The organism is Rheinheimera sp. (genome assembly GCF_030824435.1).
Classification (GTDB): domain Bacteria; phylum Pseudomonadota; class Gammaproteobacteria; order Enterobacterales; family Alteromonadaceae; genus Pararheinheimera.
On sequence record NZ_JAVBXS010000028.1, the window covers coordinates 39,388 to 63,433 of the forward strand.

The following is a 24,046-nucleotide window of genomic DNA, read 5'->3' on the forward strand; positions in this document are numbered from 1 at the left end:
ATGATCAAACCTATCAGAATCATCAACTGGGAAAAACACACTGCTTTGTGTTCCATGTTGGTGGCACTTTGTGCACTGGCGACGTCCATCTGGCAGGGCAATAGTATGCAAGAGCACAACAGGTTGTCGTTAAGACCTTATCTGGAAACTGAGATAAACAGCAAGGATGATGGGAGCTGGGAGCTGTTTATCAACAACAATGGGATGGGCCCTGCTCAGGTCAAAGGCTTACAGTATTTTGTGGATGGTACATCTTATGCCAGCCGGGAAGATTTCCTGCTGGCATTAGGAGAAGACCCTGATTGTTATATACGCGGCAACATCGGTCGCTTTTATAAAGTTGCAGATCGGCAGATGGTCTATAGCACCTTTAGAAAAGCTTGTTTTAAAACCGAGTCTGAACGAGTGGCGATGTTCAGCAGAATGAAAATTGTCATCGATTATCAATCTTTGTATGGCGAGTCTTATCAGTTGGTCATTGGTAAGGAGCAATAAAGCTAAAGTGGCGAAACAGTGCTTAAATGTGTGCTGAAAGCTGAAATCGCTGGCTGCCAAAAACAGCACCTTAACCCAAATTTTCCCGCCTTTGCCCTGCCAACTTTTCTTAAAGTTCATCATTTGGTTATAAAAATCGCACCAAATTGTCATGCCCCACAGCAACACTACGCTGGTGAAATTTTGCATCTAGCGGGGATAACTGATGAACCTGTTCTGCCTGGCGCCTTTCACCCGAGCAGCAAAATGGCGGCTTAGCCAAGTGCGGCAAGCCTTTGTATCACAACTGGTATTGCGACCATCGTTGTTATGCCAACGACTTTTATATGCTTCCGGCTGCCTGTTGTCTTTGTTCAGCCCCCAGTTGATGGCGGCGGCAGAACCAGAGCACTTCAGCCCCAAAGTAGTACTGGTCAGTATTGATGGTTTGCGCTGGCAGGAATTGTTTTATGGCGCCGACGCACAACTGGCCAATGACAGCCGTTATGTGCGCGACCCCAAACTGCTTGCACCTTTGCTTAAAGGTCACAAAGCCGAAAAGCTGATGCCGTTTTTTCATCAGGTGATTAAAAAACAAGGTTTATTGGTGGGCGACCGCCATCAGGGATCCTTGATGAATGTCAGTAATAAAGCCAGAGTGTCTTACCCTGGTTATAACGAAATGCTCAGTGGTGTGGCAGATCCAGGCATCAACAACAACAGCAAACGTTATAACCCCAATGTCACAGTGTTGGAATGGCTAAATCAACAAGCTGATTTACAAGGTAAAGTAGCGGCTTTTGGCTCCTGGGATATGTTGCCTTATATTCTGAACGTACCGCGCAGCCAGCTGCCGGTGAATGCCGGTTTTGCCAGTGCCAGCGGCGAACTGACCCCAGAGCTGCACCTTCTGAACAAACTACAACGCCAGACACCCAGCCCCTGGCCTTCAGTGCGGTTGGATGTGTTTACCCAGCAGTTTTCGCTGGAATACCTGAAACGAAAAAAACCAACACTGCTGTACGTGGCTTTTGGTGAAACCGACGACTTTGCCCACGACCGCCAATACGACCAGTATTTATGGGCGGCTCAGCGTACCGACCAGTTTATTGCCGAGCTTTGGCAACAACTGCAAGACGACCCCTTTTACCGCAACCAAACCACGTTATTAATTACCACAGATCACGGCCGCGGCCGTCACGCCGACAGCTGGTCACATCATGGCAGCGTGCGGGCTATGGCCGGTTATCTGCAAAAACTGACAGCTTCTGCTGCTGTAGAGGGTTCAGACGAAATCTGGTTGGCAGCCCTGGGTCCGGCCATAACACCACAAGGTGTCAAAAGCACGGCAACCCCCTGGTGGCAACATCAGGTAGCAAGCACAGTGGCTGAACTGCTGGGGTATGATTTTCAGGCTTTTCAGTATAAAGCACAGGCTGCTTTGCCGTTAACCAGCTCCTCACAACAGCTGGCTGGCCGCCACAACCAAACGCAGACCTCTGCGCCTTAACAACACAGGGCTTTAACATTGCCGTCAGCAAAGCGCCCGCTACATGGTTTGATTGCCCGATAAACACAAAATCCGGCACACTTAACGACGCTGATAAATCTCCAGCGGCTGCCCATCCGGATCGGCAAAAAAGGTAAATTGTTTACCGGTGTAAGGGTCAATACGAATAGGCTCCACCTCAACACCTTTGGCTTCCAGCCAGCTTTTGCTTTGCGCCACATCAGCCACCACAAAACTTAAGTGCCGAAGCCCCTGCGCTTCAGGTTTGCTGGGTCTTGCCGGGGCATCGGGAAAAGAAAACAACTCCAGCTGACTGCCATCAGCTAAAGCCAGATCCAGCTTCCAGGACTGCCGTTCGGCGCGGTAATGTTCGGCCAGAATTTTAAGCCCAAGCGTCTGACTATAAAAGGTTTTGGATTTTTGGTAGTCGCTGCAAATAATGGCAACATGGTCTATGGCTAATAACAACTATGACTCCGGATAACTCACAATAAAAACAAAATGGTCAGGGCCCGGTATGACGCATACCAGGGTAACGCAGATACAACTGCTGTAAAGCGCCGGATTGTTTTAAAGCTGCTATACCTTTATCCCAGCGTTTTTTTAGCATAGTACCGCGCACTGAGCGGGAAAACCCTACATAAACAGGCACCTGCAATATTTCTTGCTGCAGCAGTTTATGACTTTTTAACAGCGGCCCTCCGCCCTCGAGCAGATCGGCCTGCTCCGCCAGATACACATCAATCCGACCTTTGGCAACCAGTTCAAGGCCTTGCTGCACAGAATGCACTTCAAAACCTTCGGTGCTCAGCCCTAACACTGCACCATAGTTGTAGGCCAGGTCCCAGGCCAGCCGCAGCTCGGATAAAGCAGACAGCTGCAAAGGGCCTTGTAACTGCAGGCGTTGGCTGTAAACAGCGGTAATGGTATCAAAGTCGATAGGTTCAGCCGACAACAACAATTTATTGCCATCTTCTTTGGTGACGGCCAACACCAAATCGGCTTGTTGTTTTTCCACCAGCACCAGAGCGCGGTTAAAATTGCTGAACTCCAGCTGCAGTTCACCGGGTTTGGGCGAAAGCGCCAGCTGTACTAATTCAAAATAACCACCACTGCCATCTTCATTGGTAAAACCAGGCCAGCTTTTGGTCATTAATCTGATGTTATCCGCTGCCAGTGGCAAACTACATAGCAACAATAACAACAACAGCTGCCTGATCATCATATAACACTCCGCTGCCACCCTTCTGTTACAGAGCTTAGTGGCAGAAAAGCAGCTCAGCCAATTTGCAGCCATGACAAGGTGATTGCAGCGGCCAACAGCCCGGCATAATGGCCCGGCAATACCACAACAGTAGTGCAAATGGGCAGCCGCCAGACAGCGCAGCTTTGTGCTAAAACACAATAAAAAGCACAATAAAAAAAGCGCCTGATCGGCCGATCAGGCGCTTTTTTTAAAAAACCAATCTCAGCCTGCTTGTTGCAGAGCAGCCTGAGCTTCTACCTGACGCCAAACTCTTAATAAATTACCAGACAGAATTTTTTCAATATCGGCTTCGTTATAACCCCGGCGAATTAAACCTGCAATCAGGTTCGGGTACATAGATACATCTTTTAAACCATCGGGCAGAGAATCACCAACACCATCAAAATCTGAACCTATACCGACATAATCCACACCCACCAGTTTGGTGACGTAATCGATGTGATCAAGCACAGTGTCGACATTGGCAAAAGGATATGGATGTTGTTTCAGATACTCAGCACGGAAAGTTTTTTCATCTGTGCCTTTAGGCGCAGCGGCCAGCGCAGCTCTGAACTGTAAACCCCACTGATTGGCCTGCGACACCACAAAAGAAGAACCAAAGTTAATCTGAATCACACCGCCGTTTTTTGCCAGGGCTTTAATCATGGCATCGTCCATATTCCGTTCAAAACCAGGCACAAAACTGCGAAGTGACGAATGCGATGCGATGACCGGCGCTTTAGTCAGCTGAATCACTTTATAAAAAGCGTCATCCGACACATGCGAAATATCAATCATCATGCCGAGACGGTTCATCTCAGCCACCACTTTTTCACCAAAAGGACTTAAACCTTTCCATTTGCGGCGCATGTCGTAGCTGGAGTCGGAAATATGGTTACTTTCCGAATGGGTCAAAGTAATGTAACGAATACCACGCTGATAAAAATGCTGTAAGTTTTCCAGTTTGCCGTCTATCGGCGTGCCGTTTTCCATACCCAGCGCCAGTGAAATTTTGCCGGCTTTAAAATGTTCGGCTAAATCGTCCGCTTTATAAGCCATAGCAAATTTGTCCGGCGCCCGGCCAACCAAAGCTTCCATACCGTCAATCAGCTGGTTGGCCAACAAATAACCACCACCGGATTTTTCATAACTGGACGGAATATACACCGACATAAAAGGTGCGTTTAAACCACCGGCTTTGGCGCGTGGGTAATCAAAGTCGCCACCTGGCGCTGCCACACTGACATCTTCCCATTTTTCCTGTAAGCGGTAAGGCACGTCGATATGGGTGTCCACTATCAACATTTGTTGCGCCAGCTGCTGGGCACGGGCGGCTGGGTCTTTGGCAACAGCTGCTGTTGCGCTGCTGCCAGCCATGCTATTGGAAGTGCTGCTGCAACCGGCCAGCACAGCGGTAAGTGTCAGGGCAATCAGGGATGGTTTTAACACTGGATGTTCCTTCTGGAAAAGCCGGTTGGCCCGGCATGGTCAGCGTTTTATTCAGCAACAACCAAATAAAAAGCACTGATTAATCATTGTTTTTGCCAGCATAAAACAAAAATGACTCAAGCGACGATGCCATCCGGCGTTTATTTTCCGGTTTTGGCCGAAGTAAACACCAGATAGTGACTTACTTCAGCTTAATACCGGCAATCTGGCTTTAACCAGCAATCTGGTATTAGCCGGCAACCAGGCCAAATTCGCGCTCAAGTAAAGCTGCAACGGCGTCGGCTGCTATCAACTCAACCTCGGTAACACCACGGACTGTTTGTTTAAATTCATTGCCAACCAACATCTTGCGGCCTTGTGCTGTTTGTAAAATCACCAGCAGTTTTTGCACAAAAATAGTGTCGGGATGAGTCGAATTTAAAAAATTCGCCGGCATAAAATCCAGCCAATCGGCGGCATATAAATCAAAACCGTATTGGTTGACCCAATTATTTTCCAATTGTGCCTGCAACACATATTGGCCTGGCTCCGGGCTAATTAAGCGGAACAAATCAAAATCCTGCGGCTGCGGCAAATTTATGTCACACAGTGCAATAGGCGCGCGCAAACCATAACTGCCAAAACCTAAATCACACAGCAGCTGTTGCCCTTCCACTTTCACCAATAACGCCATATGGGTTTTAGGCCGGCGCATCGGGTAAAACATTGGCCGGCAAAATACAAACTGATACTCCAGCCCCAGTGCTGTGATGGCCATGGCAAAAAGGCCATTCACTTCATAACAATAACCCCCACGGCGAGCTTCGCCGCTAGCCCCTACTATTTTTTCAACGATATCTTCAGGCACTAAGGACACTATTTTTTTCGCCTGCACATCGAGGTTTTCAAAAGCGACTGTACGCAGCTGCTGTTTCATCAAAGCTGTGACAGTCTGGATATCCGGGCGCACTGGCTGCTGGTAGCCAATGCGTTGAAGGTATAAATCAAGGTTAAAATTGCTGGCGTACATCTTTTACTCCGCGCTGCTGGCTGAAAACGCCGTTATTGTCACCGATTTCACCGCTTGCTGCTATTGGCTTGCAGCATAGAAAACGTCTTTTCAGCGCAAAATAACAAAGTCCGGCCCGCCTGAACTTCAAGGTGCAAAAAACCGGCAACTATCCGTCTGTTTTCACTCAGCATCTGGCGTGCATAAAGCCATTGCTGAGAACCTCAGGCTTTGCGATGATGTTTTATCTCAGTTTTAAGGTCAGAGTTATGTCGCAATACCACCGTTTTACCCCTGAAGATGCCGCCATTTTTGCCAATGATCACAGCGAGTTATTTGGTGTTCACAGCAAACTGACCAGCGTCAGTTTTGGTGAAAACCATATGAACCAGGTGTTTAGGGTGAAAAACCAGTTTGGCACCAGTCTGGTGGTGAAACAGGCGTTGCCGGTAGCGCGGGGTTTAAGTGAACAATGGCCGTTAAGCCTGGACCGGCTGCGTATTGAAGCCGAAGCCTTAATTCAGCTTGGCAAAGCTGCGCCTGCACATGTGGTGGAAGTGTTGCATTACGACACCAGTCAGGCTGCGATGTTGCTGGAAGATTTAGCCGAATATGAACTGTTGAGTAAAACTCTGGCCAGTGGCCGGCAGTTTCAGCAGTTGGGTGAACAGCTGGCCACTTTACTGGCACACAACAGCTTTTCCAGCAGCGACTTTGCCAGCAATATTGCCGGTAAAACCGCAGCCAGGCATAAATTCAGTAACCCGGAAGCGCAGCAGATCATCGAAGATTTGTTATTAAGCGACCCTTATATCAACCACGAACGTAATCAGCATCAACCCCATTTGCAACAGATGGCCCGCCAGCTATGGCAGGACGAACAGCTGCATACGCAGGTGGCAAGTTTAAGAGCCGCTTATCGCAGCAGTCCGCAGGCGTTACAACATGGCGATTTGGGCTGCAGCAGTATTTTTGTTTGTGGTGACGAACTCAAAGTAATAGATGCCGAATTTGCCTGTTATGGCCCTGTAGGTTTTGATTTAGGTATTTTATTTGGCAGCCTGATGTTGCAATACTGCGCTGCGCCAGGGGTGATAGAGGATGTTGGCCGTGCCCGCGACCAACAAAATTACCTTCACAACCAGATTAAAAACTGCTGGTCACATTTTTCGAAAATTTTTATCACCTTATGCCAGCAGCACTGCCGCGATCCGCTCTGGGGCAACAGCGCTTATCAACAACAATTTGTGTTACAGGTGCTGCGTTATAGTGTGGGTTTTGCCGGTGCAGAGCTTATTCGCCGTGTGATTGGCGCTTTTCCAGCCGCCGAATTTAAACAAATTGCCAACGCCACTGCCAGACAACAGGCGCAGCAGCAAGCCATTACACTGGGCTGCCGTTTGATTATGCATCACACTGAAGTCAGCAGTATCAGTCAGTTGCTAAGTCCGTTGCAGGATCTGCAAACGCAATAAGCACTGTGACAAGGGCTGCGGCATGATACAAGGCTGCCCCCTCAGTGCGGCAACTCTGATTCAGAACCAGGGCTAAGACCTATCTGTACTGCTTGTAGCAACCCAAGCTGTTGGACCCAATCTGGCTGCCGGTGTATTTGTCATTACAGTTGTGGTTGATAACGTTGCTGAATATTGCGCACTGTCTGGTCTTTTTCCATAGCCAGCCAGGCTTGTTGCAGTTTGGCAAACTGGGCTGCACTGATGCTTTTTTTGCTAAAGCCAAAATAAACCGGTGCCTGGTAGATCTGTACTATGGGCTGGTATAAACCGGCACTTTTTTGTTGATGGCTTTGCCAATAGTGCAGCACAGAGCGGTCTTCCAGGATGGCGTCTACCCGGCCGGCATTCAGCAGGGCTAATTTATCCTGAATACTGCTGATAGGTACCAACAACGCCGCAAAGCCCGGCTTGCGCTGAACCGCCGCAAAATCCTCACCATAATAAGCACCGTTTAATACCGCAATACGGGGGGCGGGCTTGAGGTTTATGGTATCGGTTAAGGTGGTCACCTCTTTAAAATCGGCTGCTTTGCCAATCAACCAAATTGCTTCCAGATGATGTGGGCCGATAAAATAATAATCTTTTTCACGCTCAGCGTTAAGGTACAGGTGACTGATCACATCCAGTTCACCACTTTTTAATTGCATCAACGAACGCAGCCAGGGACTTGAGCGATAATCAATGTTACAGCCCACTTTAACCGCTAATGCCTGTAGCAGTTCCACAGTTTGCCCATGCCAGTGCTGCTCATCGTTTTTAATCAGATGGGGCGGAAAATCGGTTTCAGCTGCAAAGCGGAGTTGGCAAGCAGTGGCTTGCAGGTTAAATGCAAGACATAACAGCGCTAATACACCCCTCGACAATCCTTTCACTACAACATCTCCGGCAAATCACAGAATTTCGGTAAAACAAGTTACTGCATTCTGTTTGGCAGATAAATAGCTGGCCGAGTTTTTACCACCGGAAGTGGCAATTCACATCTGTGGAATGTCAGAAGCTGAACTTCCGCACTTTGGGGTTTCAGGTTAAGCATGCTACAACTGAGCCCGGCATCAACATTAAAAGAGGCAATAAAATGCAAAAAGTGACAGGTATAGGTGGTGTTTTCCTCAAAGCGCAAGACCCCATGGCACTGGCATTGTGGTATCAGCAGCATCTGGGCGTGCCGCTGTCTCCAGGCAGTCCTTATGGCAGTTTTATTGCCCAAAGCCAGGACGAAACTGTCTGGTCTACTTTTGCCGCCAGCAGTGACTATTTTGGCCGGCCGGAACAACAAATGATGCTGAATTACCGGGTGGACGATTTAAACGCCATGCTGGCACAGCTGCAAGCCGCAGGCGTGCGGGTGGATGAACAGCGGGAATCCGGCGATTATGGCGATTTTGGCTGGGCCTTTGACCCCGAGGGCAACAGGTTTGAGCTTTGGCAACCAAAATAACCGCTGACCGGTTAACCTGACGCCAGGTTGACCGCTGTTTTTGGCACAACAACTTCAACCACAACAACAGATTAAACTCAAACTTCCTTCCGGTTAGCGTTTTTCTGACATTTATCCCTAATTTGCAGCCAAATGCAGCTAACTCCGTCAATAACAAGCAGTTAAAGCAATTCAATGGTATATTAGCGCTGTTAAATCCAGCTGAATTGTGGTCACGCCAATACAGCTGAGCTGGCGGGCAGCGTGAAAACTGCTACACCTAAGCAGTTGCTCCAACATACTGTTATCGCTCAGGTCATAACGTGAAAGCGCAAAGACGCTCCACCCCAATCAGGCTCAAACTAAGGGTATCCACTGATGAAAAGCAAACAATCTCTGTTAGCCGTGCAGATCCAGGCCGCCTTAATCGCTGCCACTGTTGGTCTTTCTCCTGCAGCTCTGGCCCAGGAAAAAGACAAAGCCAAACAGGACGATCAGCAACTTGAACGTATTATGGTTACAGCACAAAAACGTGTGCAAAGTACCCAGGAAGTGCCTATTTCTGTTGCCACTTTATCGGGCGAAAAATTTGACGCTATTTTTTCTGCCGGTGATGACATTCAGGCACTGGGCGTAAAAGTACCTGGTTTATATGCCGAATCGTCCAACGGCCGTGCTGCACCGCGTTTTTATATCCGTGGTTTAGGCAATACCGACTTTGACCTGGCGGCTTCTCAGCCGGTGTCGGTGATTATGGATGACGTGGTATTAGAAAACGTTATTTTAAAAAGCTTCCCGCTGTTTGATATTGAACAGGTGGAAGTGGTGCGTGGCCCACAAGGCACGTTATTCGGCCGCAACACTACAGCTGGTATTGTAAAGTTCAGCACAGCCAAACCACGCCAGGACTTTGATGCTTATACCAAATTTTCGTTAGGTAACTACGGCACCCGTAATGTCGAAGCCGCAGTCGGCTCAGGCCTGACCGACGAATTGTCAGCCCGGGTCTCTGTGTTGTCGCAACACCGCGACCACTATATCAACAATACTTTTACCAATGAAAAAGACGTGATGGGTGGTTTTGATGAAACTGCCGGTCGTCTGCAATTTTTATACGAAAAAGGCGATGTCAGCGCTTTATTAAACGTGCACGGTCGTAAACTGGACGGTACTTCGTCTATTTTCCGCCGTAACGTTTTTACCAAAGGCAGCAATGAGCTGAATGCCAATTATGACCGCGACAACGTGGCTTATGATGGCGGCAACAACTTCCAGAAATATGACAACTCAGGTGCCTCATTAAAACTGGATTTTGACCTGAACAACATGACCTTTACTTCTATTACCGCCCACGAACAAGCCGACGGTAATGGCCGTGGTGATATTGACGGTGGTACTGAAGCAGGTCCGGGTCCTTCTGCAGTTGGTAATGCAGTGACTGAAGATCAGCTCAAAGATTTAAAACAATTCACTCAGGAATTCCGTTTAGCCAGCGACACCAGCGAAGCGCTGGAATGGCAGGTGGGTGCTTTTTACTTCGACTCATCTTTTGGCGTGACCAGTATCGACGGTTTTTTTGGTCAAACTTCGGTATACCATGACAACCAAAGCTGGGCGGTATTTGGTCAAAGCACTTACAACCTGAACGACCGTTGGGATGTGACAGGTGGTATTCGTTACACTCACGACAAAAAATCATTTGATGTTGGCGAACAAAACGTCAATGGTTTTGCTTTGGTGATTGGTGTAGCGCAAATTCAGAACTACGCCCCAATTGACTTAAGCGATGGCCAGGTCAGCTGGGAACTGGCGACCAACTACCGTTTAACCGACCAGACGTCATTGTTTGCCCGCTTTGCCAACGGTTTCCGCGCTCAGTCCATTCAGGGCCGTAACGTGGCTTTTGAAGAAGATCCAACCACAGCAGAATCTGAAACCATCAACTCTATTGAGCTTGGTGCTAAGTCAGACTTACTGGGTAACACGCTGCGCTTAAACGGTGCTGTGTTCTATTACAACATCGACGAAATGCAGCTGTCGGCCATTGGTGGTAACAACAACGGCAACTCGCTGGTGAATGCTGAAGAAGGCACAGGTTATGGTTTTGAAATTGACGCCGACTGGCGTGCACTGAGCAACCTGACCTTAGGTGGTGGTTTTAGCTACAACAAAACTGAGTTAAAAGACCCGAACTTATTAGTAGGTGTCTGTGGTTCTGGCATGTGTACGCCACTGGATCAAACCATTCAGGTGCCTGGCAAAACTCTGGCTTATGTCAATGGCAACCCATTCCCGCAAGCGCCTGAAACTATCCTGACGTTAAACGCCCGTTATGATATTCCGGTAAGCACAGGCGAAATCTACTTCTACACAGATGTGGCTTTCCAGGGTGAAACCAACCTGTTCCTGTATGACGCTGTTGAATTTAAAACCGACGACAATATGGAAGCAGGCTTGCGTATTGGCTACCAGAACTACGACGGTAACTACGAAGTGGCGTTATACGGCCGCAATATTACCGACGAAGATAATGTCAAAGGTGCAGTCGACTTTGCCAACCTGACCGGTTTTGTGAACGAACCTCGTATGGTCGGTATTGAGTTTAAGAAAAGCTTTTTCTAATCACTCAAAGCGATTCCCCGACATGACTTGAGTGGAAAAGCTGATTACGAAGATAAACAAGGCGCCGCAGCGCCTTGTTTTTTTTGTCTGGCAACAGATTTAACGCCTGTGACAATCTTTAATGGCTTTAATAGTGGCCTGCGCCAATGGTGAAGCGGCGTTACTTTTTGAGGTGATCAACACCACCGGAATTTGGTAATTAAATTTGTCCGGCCGAATGGCCTGAAACAAGCCTTTTTCCACCCAATAACTGGCGTAATGCTCTGGCAAATAACCAATAAATTTGCCGGATAAAATTAAATGCGCAATACCTTCGTCATGATAAGCGCTGGCGCTGTTCTGGTAATTCAGGCCGTCATTACGGATTTCTTTATCCCGCATATAGTTACTGGTAATCACTTCCGCCTGCGCCAATAAGCTATTGATATGCTTGGCATCACAACCAAAAAGCGGATGGCCTTTGGCACAATACAAATAGTTGGTTTCCAGATGCAGCGGTTCGTAATCCAAGCCGCGGATATGATGCCGGCTGACCCCTATGCCCACTAAAGAGCGGCCATTGGCCACTGAGGTTTCTACTTCCCGCGCTTCACAGACATGCATATCAAACTGCAGGTTATTACTTTTATCTTTCAGCGTCGCTATAGCCTGCGCCACCCCACAACGGGGGTCGCTGACCAGAGTATCAATAATGGCGATGGTGACCCGGCCCGACAAATTGTGTTTAGAACCTGCCACTGTGCTGGCAAAGGTTTCACATTGTTGCAGCAACTCTAAAGATGCCTGATAAGTAATACGGCCAGCGTCGGTCAGCTCAAAACCACTGCGGCCACGTTTACAAAGGGTTACGCCTAAACGGATTTCCAAATCAGATAAATGGGTGCTGATGGTAGAACGGCCAATATTCAGCCTGGATTCGGCGGCCGACAAACCACCGGACTCCACAATAGTGACAAAAATACGCAATAACCGTAAATCAACGTCATGCACCTGCATCTGCCGCCCCTTTTAGTTCGATAAAACCGGAATAAGATACGATTATTATGTATTTATAAAACATCTGACACAAGCTAGCATTTGGGTATCAAGCGCCTTTCAGGCCGCAGCACCACGAGAGATTTAAGGAATAAACCATGACATTTAAATACGGTATTGATCATCTGGACTTAGCCACAGTCAACGGCATTGCCGAAGGCAGCATCAAAGCAGAACTTTGCGCCGAAGCTATCGCCAAAATTAACCTAAGCCGCAGCCGTGTTGATGTAATGGCAGCATCCAGCAAAGCCATTTATGGCATTAATACCGGTTTTGGCCCTTTATGTGACACCCAGATTTCTCCGGCTGAAACTGCGTTGTTGCAAAAAAACCTGCTGATCACCCACGCAGTTGGTGTAGGCGAGCCTATTGCCAAAGCGATTTCCAAACTGATGTTGATCACCAAAGTACATGCACTGAGCCAGGGTTATTCTGGTGTGCGGCTGGAAGTGATAGAGCGCATGCTGAAGTTTGTTGAACTGGATCTGATCCCAGTGGTGCCGGAGCAAGGTTCTGTCGGTGCTTCAGGCGACTTAGCACCTTTGTCGCATTTATTCCTGCCACTGATTGGTGAAGGTGAATTCTGGGCTGGTAATAGCAGCGTAGCTGCCATTGAAGCTTTACAACAACATGGCTTAGAGCCGCTGGAATTACAGGCCAAAGAAGGTTTGGGCCTGATTAACGGCACCCAGTTTATTTTGTCACACGGCATTACTGCACTGACCAAAATGCAATATCTGCTGAATTTAGCCGATGTAGCAGGTGCCATGAGTATTGAAGGTATGCAAGGCAGCGGCTCACCGTTTCGCCCTGAATTACACGAAATCCGCCCTTTTGCCGGCAATATCGAAGTCGCAGCGCGCATGCGCCGTTTATTTAAAAACTCACAAAATATGGCCTCTCACACCGGCTGTGCCCGGGTGCAGGACCCTTATTCTTTACGTTGTATTCCGCAGGTACATGGCGCGTCACGCAACGCTTTTAACCACCTCAAAGAGCTGGTTGAAATTGAAATGAACTCAGTCACCGACAACCCTATTGTGATTAGCAGCGAAGAAGCGCTGTCCGGTGGTGGTTTCCACGGTCAGCCGCTGGCCATGGTGCTGGATTACACTTCCATTGCCGCTGCTGAACTTGGCAATATCTCTGACCGTCGTTGTTATTTAATGCTGGAAGGTTTACACGGTTTGCCACGGTTGCTGACCAAATCCGGTGGGTTAAATTCGGGTTTGATGATCCCACAATACACCACAGCTGCACTGGTCACAGAAAACAAATCTTTATGTTTCCCGCCATCTGCTGACAGCGTGCCTACTTCTATGGGTCAGGAAGATCACGTGTCTATGGGCAGCATTTCCGGTCGTAAACTGAATCAGATTTTAGGCAATCTGGAAAAAATCCTGGCTATTGAGCTGATGTACGCAGCCCAGGCGCTGGAATTCCGCCGCCCTAATACCTGCTCAGATCTCATTGAAGAAAACCACGCCATTATCCGCGCCAAAGTGGCCAAGCTGGAAGAAGACCGGCTGTTAAAACCGGATATCGACGCCATGATCAAACTGGTGAAAACTCAGGCCTTGAAGGTCGACTTTGCGGTGAATGAATAAGGAGTGCAACAGATGACTTTTCAGGATCAGATTAAACAAGGTATTCCGGCAGAATTGCCAGCAGCCAAAGCCTACCCGGCCGGTGCCAACCGCGCGCCTAAACGCAAAGACATTTTAACCAAAGCGGAAAAACAGCTGGCAGTGCGTAATGCGCTGCGTTATTTCCCCAAAGCCTGGCATGGCGAACTGGCAGTGGAATTTGCCAAAGAACTGAATGACTTTGGCCGTATTTATATGTACCGCTTTAAGCCGGACTATGAAATTAAAGCCCGTGCTATCAGCGATTATCCGGCCAAATGCCAGCAAGCTGCCGCCATTATGTTGATGATTGACAATAACCTCGACCCGGCAGTGGCGCAGCATCCGGAAGAGCTGATTACTTATGGTGGCAATGGCGCAGTATTCCAAAACTGGGCGCAATACCGCTTAACCATGAAGTACTTAAGCGAGATGGCAGAAGACCAGACTTTGCATATGTACTCAGGCCATCCTATGGGTTTATTCCCATCTTCCGTGGAAGCGCCAAGAGTGGTCGTCACCAACGGTATGATGATCCCGAATTATTCCAAACCTGATGACTGGGAGCGGTTTAATGCCCTCGGCGTCACCCAATACGGCCAGATGACAGCCGGCTCTTTTATGTACATTGGCCCGCAGGGCATAGTGCATGGCACCACCATCACAGTGATGAATGCCTTTCGTAAAGTGCTGCAAAAAGGCGACACACCAAACGGCAAAATTTTCTTAACGGCAGGCCTGGGTGGTATGAGCGGCGCTCAGCCAAAAGCCGGCAATATTGCGCAGTGCATTACCGTCTGTGCTGAAGTAAACCCAAAAGCCGCCACTAAACGCCATCAACAAGGCTGGGTGGATGAGCTTGTTGACAATATGCCAGCCTTAATTAGCCGGGTAAAACAAGCCCAGGCCAATGCCGAAGTGGTGTCTATTGCTTATATCGGCAACGTGGTGGATGTATGGGAAGCCTTTGACGCTGAAGATATTTTTGTGCATTTAGGTTCAGACCAAACCTCATTACATAACCCATGGTCGGGCGGTTATTACCCTGTGGGTATTACCTATGACGAAGCCAACAGGTTAATCCGTGAAGAGCCTGAGCTGTTTAAAACCAAGGTGCAGGACACCTTAAAACGCCACGCCGCTATCGTGAATAAACACACGGCCAAAGGCACTTATTTCTTTGACTACGGCAATGCGTTTTTGCTGGAAGCCTCACGCGCCGGTGGTGATGTAATGGCCGCCAACGGCATCGACTTTAAATATCCGTCTTATGTGCAGGATATTTTAGGCCCTATGTGTTTTGACTATGGTTTTGGCCCTTTCCGCTGGGTTTGTGCGTCCGGCAAAGCTGAAGATTTAGATAAAACCGATGCTATTGCCGCTGAAGTGTTAAAGCGTTTGATGTTAGCAGCGCCGGAAGAAATTCAGCAGCAGATGCAAGACAATATCAGCTGGATTCTGGATGCCAAACAAAACAAGCTGGTGGTCGGTTCCCAAGCGCGGATTTTATACGCCGACGCAGAAGGCCGTGCTGAAATTGCCGCTGCTTTTAACGCAGCCATTAAACGCGGTGACATTGGCCCAGTGGTATTAGGCCGTGATCATCACGATGTCAGCGGCACCGACTCGCCGTTCCGTGAAACCTCCAACATTTATGACGGCAGCCGTTTTACCGCCGATATGGCCATTCACAACGTAATTGGCGACAGCTTCCGCGGCGCCACCTGGGTGTCGATCCACAACGGCGGCGGCGTGGGCTGGGGTGAGGTGATGAACGGCGGTTTTGGCATGTTGCTGGACGGCTCAAGCGAGGCAGATCGTCGTTTAAAGTCGATGTTGTTTTTTGACGTCAACAACGGCATCGCCCGTCGCAGCTGGGCGCGCAATAACGAAGCCGATTTTGCCATCAAACGCGAAATGGCCCGCACGCCTAAATTGCAGGTAACGCTGGCCAACCGGGTGGACGACGATATTCTTGAGCAGTTGTTTTAAGCTGGCATAGCTGCGTTTTTAATTAGCAGCGTTCTTAAAAAGAAGCTGCTTTTAAACAGCCCCTCTTTTAAACAGCTTTGTTTTTAAGTGAGTTTAAAAAAGATAAGCGCCGCAAGGCGCTTATCTTTTTTGTTTTTGGTGCTAGTAAAAATCGAGGCAGTAACCCGCATTCTGCTTTGTGCTTTGTGCTTTGTGCTTTGTGCTTTGTGCTTTGTGCTTTGCACAATTTTCTATTGTAACCAACCACCGGCAACTACTGCGTTCGCCCGTTCGCGCCTCCCGCGCTCACTCTTGAATGCTCACTCCGCAGCTCCCGGTGTTTGGTTTGCTAAGGGCATTAAGATGCTGAAATGGCACGGGCTTTTTTTACTGCAGGTTCTGGAAGTTAAAAGGGCTTTGACGATGAGCCGACATTAACGCCCCGAACTCGTGAGCGTCGCAGGGGCCGCAGGCCCCGAATGACGCGGTTTGTTAGCTTTGTTTAGTTTGTGGTAATTAATGTTGATGTTGGCCACAAGTAAACACCGTTATTTATGTAATATGACTTTAAAACGGTCATTTTACGCATTTTGAAAATAGCCGGTACGCCGCCAAATCGTTTCTCGAAAACTGCAACGGATTTGAGTCTGCGCACACGCCAAACATAAAACTCAGGGCTGCCTTGCTTTAACTTTGCAGCTTCTTTGGTAGCAAACCTGTGAATCAATGTTCTAAGTTGCCTCTGTGGTAAATTTTGCCACACAAACACCCTAAGCAATGGGCTGCCTTTTTCTAGTTTCCATATACGATGCAGGTCGAATTACTCCGTAAAGCTAACGTCCCAAACACGGGCGAGCGAAACAACGTGTAGCGAGTCCATGCTGGCGCATTTTAGCCAGCACAAAGTGCTTTGGCTTGTTAGGTATCGGTGGTGATTTCATCCCAAGGTAACCCGCAATAGCCAATTACATAATTAAAGCCATGGTGCCTCTCCATAACTATGCCAGAGTCTATATCTTTTGGTTTAGCTTTTTTATGTAAACGAGCATCCCTGACCTTCCAGTGCGCATCGAATACTTTTTCATATTCATCCTCGATCTCACATTCATTTCTTAATTGACATTTCTGAATGAAATCGGAAGTGGATTTCATAAAGCAGGGTATTGCTTTTGACATGTGCACGAAATCGACTTGTTCATTCAAAGCGGGCAGTGCCACTATTTTGTTGATACTCCAGAGCAAAGAAACTAAAGCTTCAGATCGCCAGGATATGTTTATGCAAGCTCTTTCATCTTTAGTATTTTTTGTGAAATCTAGTTCATAAGGTGAAAGTTCTTCCCATAAATTTTCGGATTTTAACCAGTCAAAAACGCGATTCTGGTCCTCACCAAAAACTACCTTTATGAGGGCTGTAAGGACGATTGCGCGCCTGGCTATTTCTTGTGGAGAACGGTATTCGTCATCCTCGATTTGTTCTTCAACTGTCATAAATATTCCTGAAGATACCTAACAATTTATTATTTATCAATTACAAACATAAATAAATTAAATCAATGACTTATCACCAGTACATTAATGCCATGTAGACACATTGTAGACAGCAAAGACAGCGATAAAAATGTTTTATAAAATGACACTTCATCGCTCTCGCTCTAATTCTCTGTATAACTGATCCAGACTTGCTTGTTCTTTTGCACTAAACATAGTGTTTTGAGAATGGCTGTTTTGTCTAATCGCGCTAATCCCAGATAAGCGCTGTTCATCCAATTGTTTCAGAACTTTTGCTGTGCGCTCATGGAATGCCCATCGTCGGTTATTTGGATTTTCAAACAATTCATAATGCAATGATTCTCTAAAACCAGCCTTTTTCAATCGCCAAATCTTATGTAATTCTGAAAGATTAATGACTAAGTTCGACAGAAATTTACCTTTGTAAGAAATTGCACCATGACAACCATCGCCTTTATCAAAACTAAGCGTAATAGCTAGTGGGCGACGAAGATTATTGGCAATGACTTCCACAACAAATGTCCAAGATGAACCGTTGTTTTTTGGAAAAAAATCGACAGTCTTAACATCAAGCTCTCTAATTCCCGCGGAAGTCACTTCAGTTTTATTATCGTATTCAGACAATAAATTTGGGGTGAGTAGTTTTATGTTTGTGAGCGATGTCGTGATGATGCTTTCTGACATCCAAAACACTGAATTTGCAAAGGTAATGTCGCATTTTAAATCAGCTTTCCCAGCCCGATAGTGCGCAAAGTGAGATTGCTTTTCAGAACCGTTATTTTTGGCAACCATTCTTGATTTACAAGAAATACAGATGCACTCACAACCAAGTCCGTTTTCAACTTCGTCGACGGACACTTGCTCGCCATTTTTATTGAGTGCGAAGGGAATTAAAATTTCAGTCATTGAAAATACGTAAACGTCCTGTTTCGATAAATCTAACAAGTTCTCCTGGAGCTTTCAACGCCAATATTTGATAAAGGATAGGAGCCTGATTTGGGGTTATATATTGTGGTGAAAATCTTACCTCTTATTAGCACAAAACATTTAGCCTGCAATGAACTCGCAAATATAGCGACTCTCTACTTTGCCGCAAGTCATCCCCTGCTGAAGCAACTAAATGTGACATTCCTGTATATCAAAAAGTAACGCAATGGTAGAATTTATTTTGGTTTGTTGAGAGTTGCAAGTCTGTCAGACCCACATTGAATGCTCAGCGCCAGCAGTATGCAGGCAGATCAGGGGGCTTAAAGCCGCTTTAGTTTGGTCATTCTGATATAAAAATTGTTTAGGGATATGGATATATGAAGGAAAATATTTGGGCTTTATCGATTATGATTTTGCTCATGTTAAAAGCAACACCAGCAGTTGCAAATACTTGTGTCCAAGTATTGCAGGCTAAAGAACTGGCAGGTGCACTGAACATTTGTTTTCCTCAAGCTCGAGCTTCTTGGGGGTGGGATCCTTCAGGAAGTGAAGAGTTCGGTAGCCCTAAGAGTCCAAGCAAAGCAGCTGTGTTAGCGAAGGAGCTTGCTAATAGTGGGGTGCCGGATTTTCAGTTTTTTTATGCAATGGTGCTTAAGAACTATCTATATCAATTATCCCCGCGGGATGATTTTGAACTGGTTGAGCAACTAACTAAAGAAACCAAAACATGGTTGCATAAAGCTGCAGAAGGTGGCCAAGAGCAAGCTATGCATTTACATATCAGCCATGTTTATAGACTTGGAAAAAGTCTGCAATTTATGGAACCACCTACTGCTCAAGAAAAATCTGAAGCTCTGCATTATTTAGCAAAATTCGATTTGGCAAACGCAAATTTCCCTTCGGATGTTCAACAGGTGATAGAGCAGATTGATACTGCGGAGTCTCCAGAGACTGCCCCGTCAATTAAAGACACTGACGACTATGCAGCATTGCCCGAAACTCAACTTTTTGAACTGGCTAATGCTGTAAGAACCGGAAATTTTGGAAAAGAAATTCTAGATGCTAATCCGACTCGAAGTGCACCAATGTTTCGTTTGTTAATTGATAAATATCAGAACACTGCAGCAGCTGTTATTTACCGTGCAGATATTGCGGATAAGGATAAACAGGTTGAGTTAATGCGCTGGGCTAGTGAAAAAAACAACTACGATGCAATGGTTTGGTACGGTGCTTATCTGGTTTGTAACAACAAAAAAATAGACGGTTTGGTTTTACTCAAAAAGGCAAAAGCGGCTAAAAATGAATCTGCAACATCAGTGCTAAACGATATTGCAAAAGAGGGCACTCCTGCAAACTGCTACGAAGGCTGGCTGTACTGATTCCACATTATTGAATGTTAAACAGAGCATTTCATAACCCGAGAAAGGAGCAAACCCCCTTTTACTTTCTGACAGTATGCCTGCTTTGACTGGAAAGTTTTGGTACTGCTAATTTGCAACATGTGGTGAGGAACGGATGCAATGAGGTAGTAGATGAAATGCAATTAACCACAGCAGAACAAAAACTAAGAAAACCTATACCACCTATACCAATCTGGTACAGGTGGTATAGGTCATATCAAGAAAACAGTTCATTGACAGACTGACCAATGCGGCGGGCAAAGCTTTGTTTGATACTTTCCATATCTGAAAAATCATAAACTTGACCACGCCCAGCTCTGCCAACACTTTTAATCTGCAAATCTTTGAACAATTTACCCAGGCTGCTACGCATTTGCGCGGCAGTTTGGCGCTCACCGTTGTTTTCCAGAAACACACTAAACATGCTTTGAATGTCTTTTGGCTCAGGCCGCACCATGCCATTAAAAGGTTTGTCCTTGCCAAGTTCCTCATACATAAAGGCTAAAGGCATTGGTAAGCTAGCCAATTTCTCATCAAGCAAGGCTTGTGTTGATGGTGCTTTACGTGGGTCAAAGTCGCTTATGTCGAGGTTTAACAAGTAATGCATTAAATGCGCTGCGCCGTTATTGTTTAACCAGGCAAAGTAGCGGTCAAAATAATCTTTATCCTGTGCCAAGTCTGGAGATGGCTCCAGCACCAGGTAACGCCTCTCTCTTGAACCGGCCTTTAAAACAGTGTCCATATTGCTGGCAAAAACAAAGCGTGTGTAGCTGCCTACCGGAGTGGCATCTAAACCCTTTCGCTCTATCATCACTGTGGGCTCACTTATTAAAGCTTTGAGCTTATCGGCTGATTTTGCATCGGTTAAATCCACTTCATCACTGAAAATCAGCAGCTTGTTACCAACCACTGAGTTAAACCGGCCTGTCACCTGGTATGCGCCGTTGGTTGCTGCGGCGTACTCACCGCAGATATTTAAAAAAGGTTGCATCAGTGCGCCTTTGCCGGTGCCCTCGATGGACTTCATCACAATAGCAACTGACGGTTTTTCATCGGGCTTTTGCAGCATATGAGCAAAAAACTGCAACACATACTTGGCCGACTGTAAATCAGCCGCACACACCACTTGCGTGACATGCTGGATAAAAGGCTCAACAGTTCCTGCAACCGGCTTTATGGCAAAGCCACGAAACAAGTTGTATTGGTGAGGGTTACATTTGGCAGGGTTGGGGCAAAACGCTAACCCTTCCGAGTAATAACGCTTACCTGGCCACTTTTGCCATGCTTCACCCTGGTTCATGCCTGCAATTGTAGGTAAGTGCAAAAAGCGGTTTTTAAATTCGGTCAAACTTTCGTACTGATATGATTCAATGTTGCGGCCATCAAATCCGGTAGAAATAACCTGATGCTTGCCGCCCATAGTTACATGCGCAAACTTGTCGTTCATGCCAACTAAAACAGCAAGTTCCTTATCTGATAAAGCTTTGCCATTAATAGTGTTTGGCACAACCGGCTCCATTGGCTCGCTATCATCTGGCTCAATTCCAGTATTCATGCGGACTTCCTCACAATAACGACATAAATCAGCAGTACCTCAGTTTCTGAACTTTCCACAGCTGGCGCGGCTTTGCGTCTGAAATTTTTCAGAAAACTTTCAAAAATATTTCTGAAAAACTGACCGCTATTTCTGAAACGTCTTTCTGAAATTTCAGAAATGTTGTTCAGGAATTTCGGAACACAGGTTTTCGAAAGACGCCGGAAAAATCCGGCAGCTTTCGGAAATTCAGTTCGGGTGTTTTCGTAGTTGTTCGAAACTGCATTTGCGTTAACGGAGTCGTTCGTATGCTTCCGCACTTCTTGGAGCTCAGCAATTCCGTTAACGGATTGCTCCGCAATGGTTAGGGTTTGTCTGTTAACGGCCATAATGTGCACCAGCCTGGCTTGTGGACTGAAAAACGTTGCCGTCTATGTAACTGGTTAAATCTGACATCCGGTAACGCACAGCTCTGGAACCAACTTTTACAAATGGCACCCTGGCACCCGCCCAGCGGTCACGCTCCAAAAATGCAACGCTTACGCCCAATACTTCAGCCGCATCTTTGGTACTTAGTAGTTTTAAACTCATGGATATTTTCCTCTTCGATTAGATGGTGTTATGTTGTCGAAGAGGATATTTGCTGATGTCGGAAGGGATATAAAGCACTTGAGATCATTGAAGCGCTCTAATGATCTGTTTTGTGATCACTGGAGCGCTTCAGTGATCTCAATTGTGAGCCAAACAACATCGATTTCCTGCTGTTAGCTTGGTACCGAACTCAGCAGGTTTTTAATTCATAATTAATCCAGTACAGTAGAATCCATTCAGTTGATTCGAAAAATAATTCGGCTTATCACCATATGTTATTTTAAGGCGTTCTATTTTCTAAAATCATTGACTTATTGACTCATCGATTTATTTATCTATTTACTTCAAATGCTAAATTAAACTTTAAATTAGCAAAACTATTTAATTTAAAAATGGAGTGACTTTTGAACAAGCATATTTCAGATAATATAATGCACTATCTAAGTTTAGATATGCCAGAGTACGCATTATTAATATCAGGGGAATGGGGGAGTGGAAAAACACACTTCATAGACGATTTTATAAAAAAATATTCATTTGAAAATGAAAAATCAAATACAGGTATCTCGTTAGAAAAGAAATTTGTAAAGGTTAGCTTGTTTGGGATGAAAAAGACCGAATCAATTGATGAACGCATATTTCAATGCCTCCACCCAATACTAGGTTCAAAATATGCAAAGATAACAGGGGGCATTCTTAAAAGTGCTTTTAAAATTGGAATAGATCTAGATTGGAATGGCGATAGCAAAAAAGATGGAACAGTTAACACGGATTTCAAAGAATTTAAGTTATCAGATTTTTTTTCAGAAAAATCCACAAGAAATAAAGAAATTATATTTGTTTTTGATGACGTGGAAAGAACACAGATCGACCCACAAGAAGTTTTAGGTTATATCAACCAACTTGTTGAAGAGTCATTTTTCAAAGTTATACTGATAGCAAACGAGAAAAAATTAATAGAAAATGACAAAGATAAAATATACAGTGAATTTAAAGAAAAGGTCATAGGTAAAACCTTTGAAATCAGAAACAAATTCTCTGAAATCTTAGACTGTTTCTTAGAGAAAAACCCCATAGATTCCATCAACTTTGATAAAAACATAATAATTGATGTCTACGAGAGAGCTGGATACAACAACCTTAGACACATTAAGCAATCAATAATTGACTGCAAACAGTTATTAAATAAAGTAAATCCTGAATTCCTAGGCAATATAAATTTCACATCAAACTTTTTGTATGTTTTTTTCATGTTAAGTATAGAGTCAAAGCATGGATTACTAAAAGAAAGTGAAATAGAAAACCACAACCAGTTATTAAAAAGCTTACAGGGCAACAAAGATAAACATTCAGTATCTGACGATATTTTTAAAAAGTATAACTTGGAATATGGTTTCATTCTTAAAAAACAAACTTGGGTAAGAATTATTTATAAAAGCGATATAGATGAAATCACTCTAAATAAAGAAATAGGAGGTTTGTCATTATTTATTAGAGAAAACGAAAAAGAACGCCCTTCATGGATGAAGCTATGGTATTACTGGGAGTATGAAGACAGTCATTTCTCTGAAGCGCTAATGGATGTTATAGAGAATTTCAAAAATAACAAATATGAAGAACCAACTACTCTCTTACATGTTTCTGCACTTCTTATATATTTTCACAAAGAGGGCATTTCAAGTTTCAGTACTAGAAAAATAGCTCTTCACATCAAGAACAACATTGATTTAATCTCACATTCAGCACCTTGGAAAGATAAGAGAATTGAAATAGATCTTGATTTTAACGGTACCGGCCTCGGCTACATGAGGCACACAGATGAAGACTTCAGAAAAATTTTTGGATTAATAAGAGAGAAAAATACAACCCTGCACCAGCTCGAGCAAAAAGAAAGAGAAAAAGAAACTTTTATTACATTTTTACAGGAGATGGAGAACGAGAACATTGAGTATATAAACAATTCCCTAACGCGTGATAAAAGATGGGAACCTATATTTTCTAAATTCAACCCTGAAAGCTTTCATACTAAACTAACATCCAGATCAAACAAATTTCTACACGAATTACACAGAGCATTAAATTATAGATACTCAAAAGATATGTTCATGGAAGGAAGAGTGAGCTATAAATACTTCATTGAAGAAATTGATTTTTGGATTAACCTTGGTTCTCTCCTCGAAAAATCAGAATCAAAAAACTTAAAAGGTTTAATGCTGAGAAACTTCAAAAAG

The 24,046-nt window shown here is 45.5% G+C and carries 20 protein-coding genes; 9 read left to right on the forward strand and 11 right to left on the reverse strand.

Features of this window, described 5'->3' with window-relative positions; translation table 11 throughout:
• Together RCH83_RS07610 and RCH83_RS07615 are read left to right on the forward strand one after the other, a co-directional pair.
• Positions 1-495: a hypothetical protein gene (locus RCH83_RS07610; RefSeq protein WP_306520638.1), complete on the forward strand. Its 495-nt coding sequence runs from the start codon at positions 1-3 to the stop codon at positions 493-495.
• A gap of 343 nt (positions 496-838) precedes the next feature.
• Positions 839-1,984, forward strand: coding sequence for an alkaline phosphatase family protein (locus RCH83_RS07615; protein WP_306520640.1), 1,146 nt, complete (start codon positions 839-841; stop codon positions 1,982-1,984).
• 81 nt (positions 1,985-2,065) lie between these two features.
• On the opposite strand, the gene RCH83_RS07620 is transcribed toward RCH83_RS07615, so the two are convergent.
• The 4 genes from RCH83_RS07620 to RCH83_RS07635 form a co-directional block, all read right to left on the reverse strand.
• Positions 2,066-2,452, reverse strand: a complete 387-nt coding sequence (locus RCH83_RS07620; protein ID WP_306520642.1) for a VOC family protein — start codon at positions 2,450-2,452, stop codon at positions 2,066-2,068.
• A 37-nt stretch (positions 2,453-2,489) separates the two neighbouring features.
• Entirely contained in the window at positions 2,490-3,209 is a 720-nt protein-coding gene (locus RCH83_RS07625; RefSeq protein WP_306520644.1) for an ABC transporter substrate-binding protein, read from the reverse strand.
• Between the two features lie 243 nt (positions 3,210-3,452).
• Entirely contained in the window at positions 3,453-4,679 is a 1,227-nt protein-coding gene (locus RCH83_RS07630) for a dipeptidase (RefSeq protein ID WP_306520646.1), read from the reverse strand.
• A 229-nt stretch (positions 4,680-4,908) separates the two neighbouring features.
• Entirely contained in the window at positions 4,909-5,688 is a 780-nt protein-coding gene (locus RCH83_RS07635; protein WP_306520648.1) for an arylamine N-acetyltransferase, read from the reverse strand.
• A 248-nt stretch (positions 5,689-5,936) separates the two neighbouring features.
• On the opposite strand from RCH83_RS07635, the gene mtnK reads away from it, so the two are divergent.
• Positions 5,937-7,142 carry an S-methyl-5-thioribose kinase gene (gene mtnK, locus RCH83_RS07640; protein WP_306520650.1) on the forward strand — a complete coding sequence of 402 codons (1,206 nt, stop codon included), beginning with the start codon at positions 5,937-5,939 and terminating at the stop codon, positions 7,140-7,142.
• Between the two features lie 143 nt (positions 7,143-7,285).
• On the opposite strand, the gene RCH83_RS07645 is transcribed toward mtnK, so the two are convergent.
• Complete coding sequence (locus RCH83_RS07645; RefSeq protein WP_306520652.1) at positions 7,286-8,056, reverse strand: ABC transporter substrate-binding protein; 771 nt, start codon at positions 8,054-8,056, stop codon at positions 7,286-7,288.
• Positions 8,057-8,259: 203 nt separating this feature from the next.
• On the opposite strand from RCH83_RS07645, the gene RCH83_RS07650 reads away from it, so the two are divergent.
• Both RCH83_RS07650 and RCH83_RS07655 read left to right on the forward strand, forming a co-directional pair.
• Positions 8,260-8,622: a VOC family protein gene (locus RCH83_RS07650; protein ID WP_306520654.1), complete on the forward strand. Its 363-nt coding sequence runs from the start codon at positions 8,260-8,262 to the stop codon at positions 8,620-8,622.
• A gap of 357 nt (positions 8,623-8,979) precedes the next feature.
• Positions 8,980-11,223 carry a TonB-dependent receptor gene (locus RCH83_RS07655; RefSeq protein WP_306520656.1) on the forward strand — a complete coding sequence of 748 codons (2,244 nt, stop codon included), beginning with the start codon at positions 8,980-8,982 and terminating at the stop codon, positions 11,221-11,223.
• A gap of 99 nt (positions 11,224-11,322) precedes the next feature.
• Here the strand turns inward: RCH83_RS07655 and RCH83_RS07660 are convergent, their stop codons facing one another.
• Positions 11,323-12,219 carry a LysR family transcriptional regulator gene (locus RCH83_RS07660; protein ID WP_306520658.1) on the reverse strand — a complete coding sequence of 299 codons (897 nt, stop codon included), beginning with the start codon at positions 12,217-12,219 and terminating at the stop codon, positions 11,323-11,325.
• A gap of 137 nt (positions 12,220-12,356) precedes the next feature.
• On the opposite strand from RCH83_RS07660, the gene hutH reads away from it, so the two are divergent.
• Both hutH and RCH83_RS07670 read left to right on the forward strand, forming a co-directional pair.
• The gene (gene hutH, locus RCH83_RS07665; RefSeq protein ID WP_306520660.1) at positions 12,357-13,865 is read left to right on the forward strand and encodes a histidine ammonia-lyase; all 1,509 of its coding nucleotides are present in this window, start codon (positions 12,357-12,359) and stop codon (positions 13,863-13,865) included.
• Between the two features lie 12 nt (positions 13,866-13,877).
• Complete coding sequence (locus RCH83_RS07670; protein WP_306520662.1) at positions 13,878-15,875, forward strand: urocanate hydratase; 1,998 nt, start codon at positions 13,878-13,880, stop codon at positions 15,873-15,875.
• 897 nt (positions 15,876-16,772) lie between these two features.
• On the opposite strand, the gene RCH83_RS07675 is transcribed toward RCH83_RS07670, so the two are convergent.
• Together RCH83_RS07675 and RCH83_RS07680 are read right to left on the reverse strand one after the other, a co-directional pair.
• Entirely contained in the window at positions 16,773-17,342 is a 570-nt protein-coding gene (locus RCH83_RS07675) for a DUF4272 domain-containing protein (protein ID WP_306520664.1), read from the reverse strand.
• Between the two features lie 150 nt (positions 17,343-17,492).
• On the reverse strand, positions 17,493-18,308 hold the full coding sequence (locus RCH83_RS07680; protein ID WP_306520666.1) for a hypothetical protein: 816 nt from the start codon (positions 18,306-18,308) through the stop codon (positions 17,493-17,495).
• Positions 18,309-18,667: 359 nt separating this feature from the next.
• Here RCH83_RS07680 and RCH83_RS07685 point away from each other — a divergent pair, with 359 nt between their 5' ends.
• The gene (locus RCH83_RS07685) at positions 18,668-19,669 is read left to right on the forward strand and encodes a hypothetical protein (protein WP_306520668.1); all 1,002 of its coding nucleotides are present in this window, start codon (positions 18,668-18,670) and stop codon (positions 19,667-19,669) included.
• A gap of 238 nt (positions 19,670-19,907) precedes the next feature.
• On the opposite strand, the gene RCH83_RS07690 is transcribed toward RCH83_RS07685, so the two are convergent.
• From RCH83_RS07690 to RCH83_RS07700, 3 genes are read right to left on the reverse strand one after another with little or no spacing between them, the layout of a single operon-like run.
• Positions 19,908-21,245, reverse strand: coding sequence for a primase-helicase family protein (locus tag RCH83_RS07690; RefSeq protein WP_306520670.1), 1,338 nt, complete (start codon positions 21,243-21,245; stop codon positions 19,908-19,910).
• Positions 21,242-21,613: a hypothetical protein gene (locus RCH83_RS07695; protein ID WP_306520672.1), complete on the reverse strand. Its 372-nt coding sequence runs from the start codon at positions 21,611-21,613 to the stop codon at positions 21,242-21,244. The genes RCH83_RS07690 and RCH83_RS07695 overlap by 4 nt, the downstream gene beginning before the upstream one ends.
• Entirely contained in the window at positions 21,603-21,815 is a 213-nt protein-coding gene (locus RCH83_RS07700) for an AlpA family transcriptional regulator (RefSeq protein WP_306520674.1), read from the reverse strand. The genes RCH83_RS07695 and RCH83_RS07700 overlap by 11 nt, the downstream gene beginning before the upstream one ends.
• A gap of 404 nt (positions 21,816-22,219) precedes the next feature.
• Here RCH83_RS07700 and RCH83_RS07705 point away from each other — a divergent pair.
• The coding region (locus tag RCH83_RS07705) for a P-loop NTPase fold protein (RefSeq protein ID WP_306520676.1) at positions 22,220-24,046 on the forward strand (1,827 nt) is incomplete at its 3' end.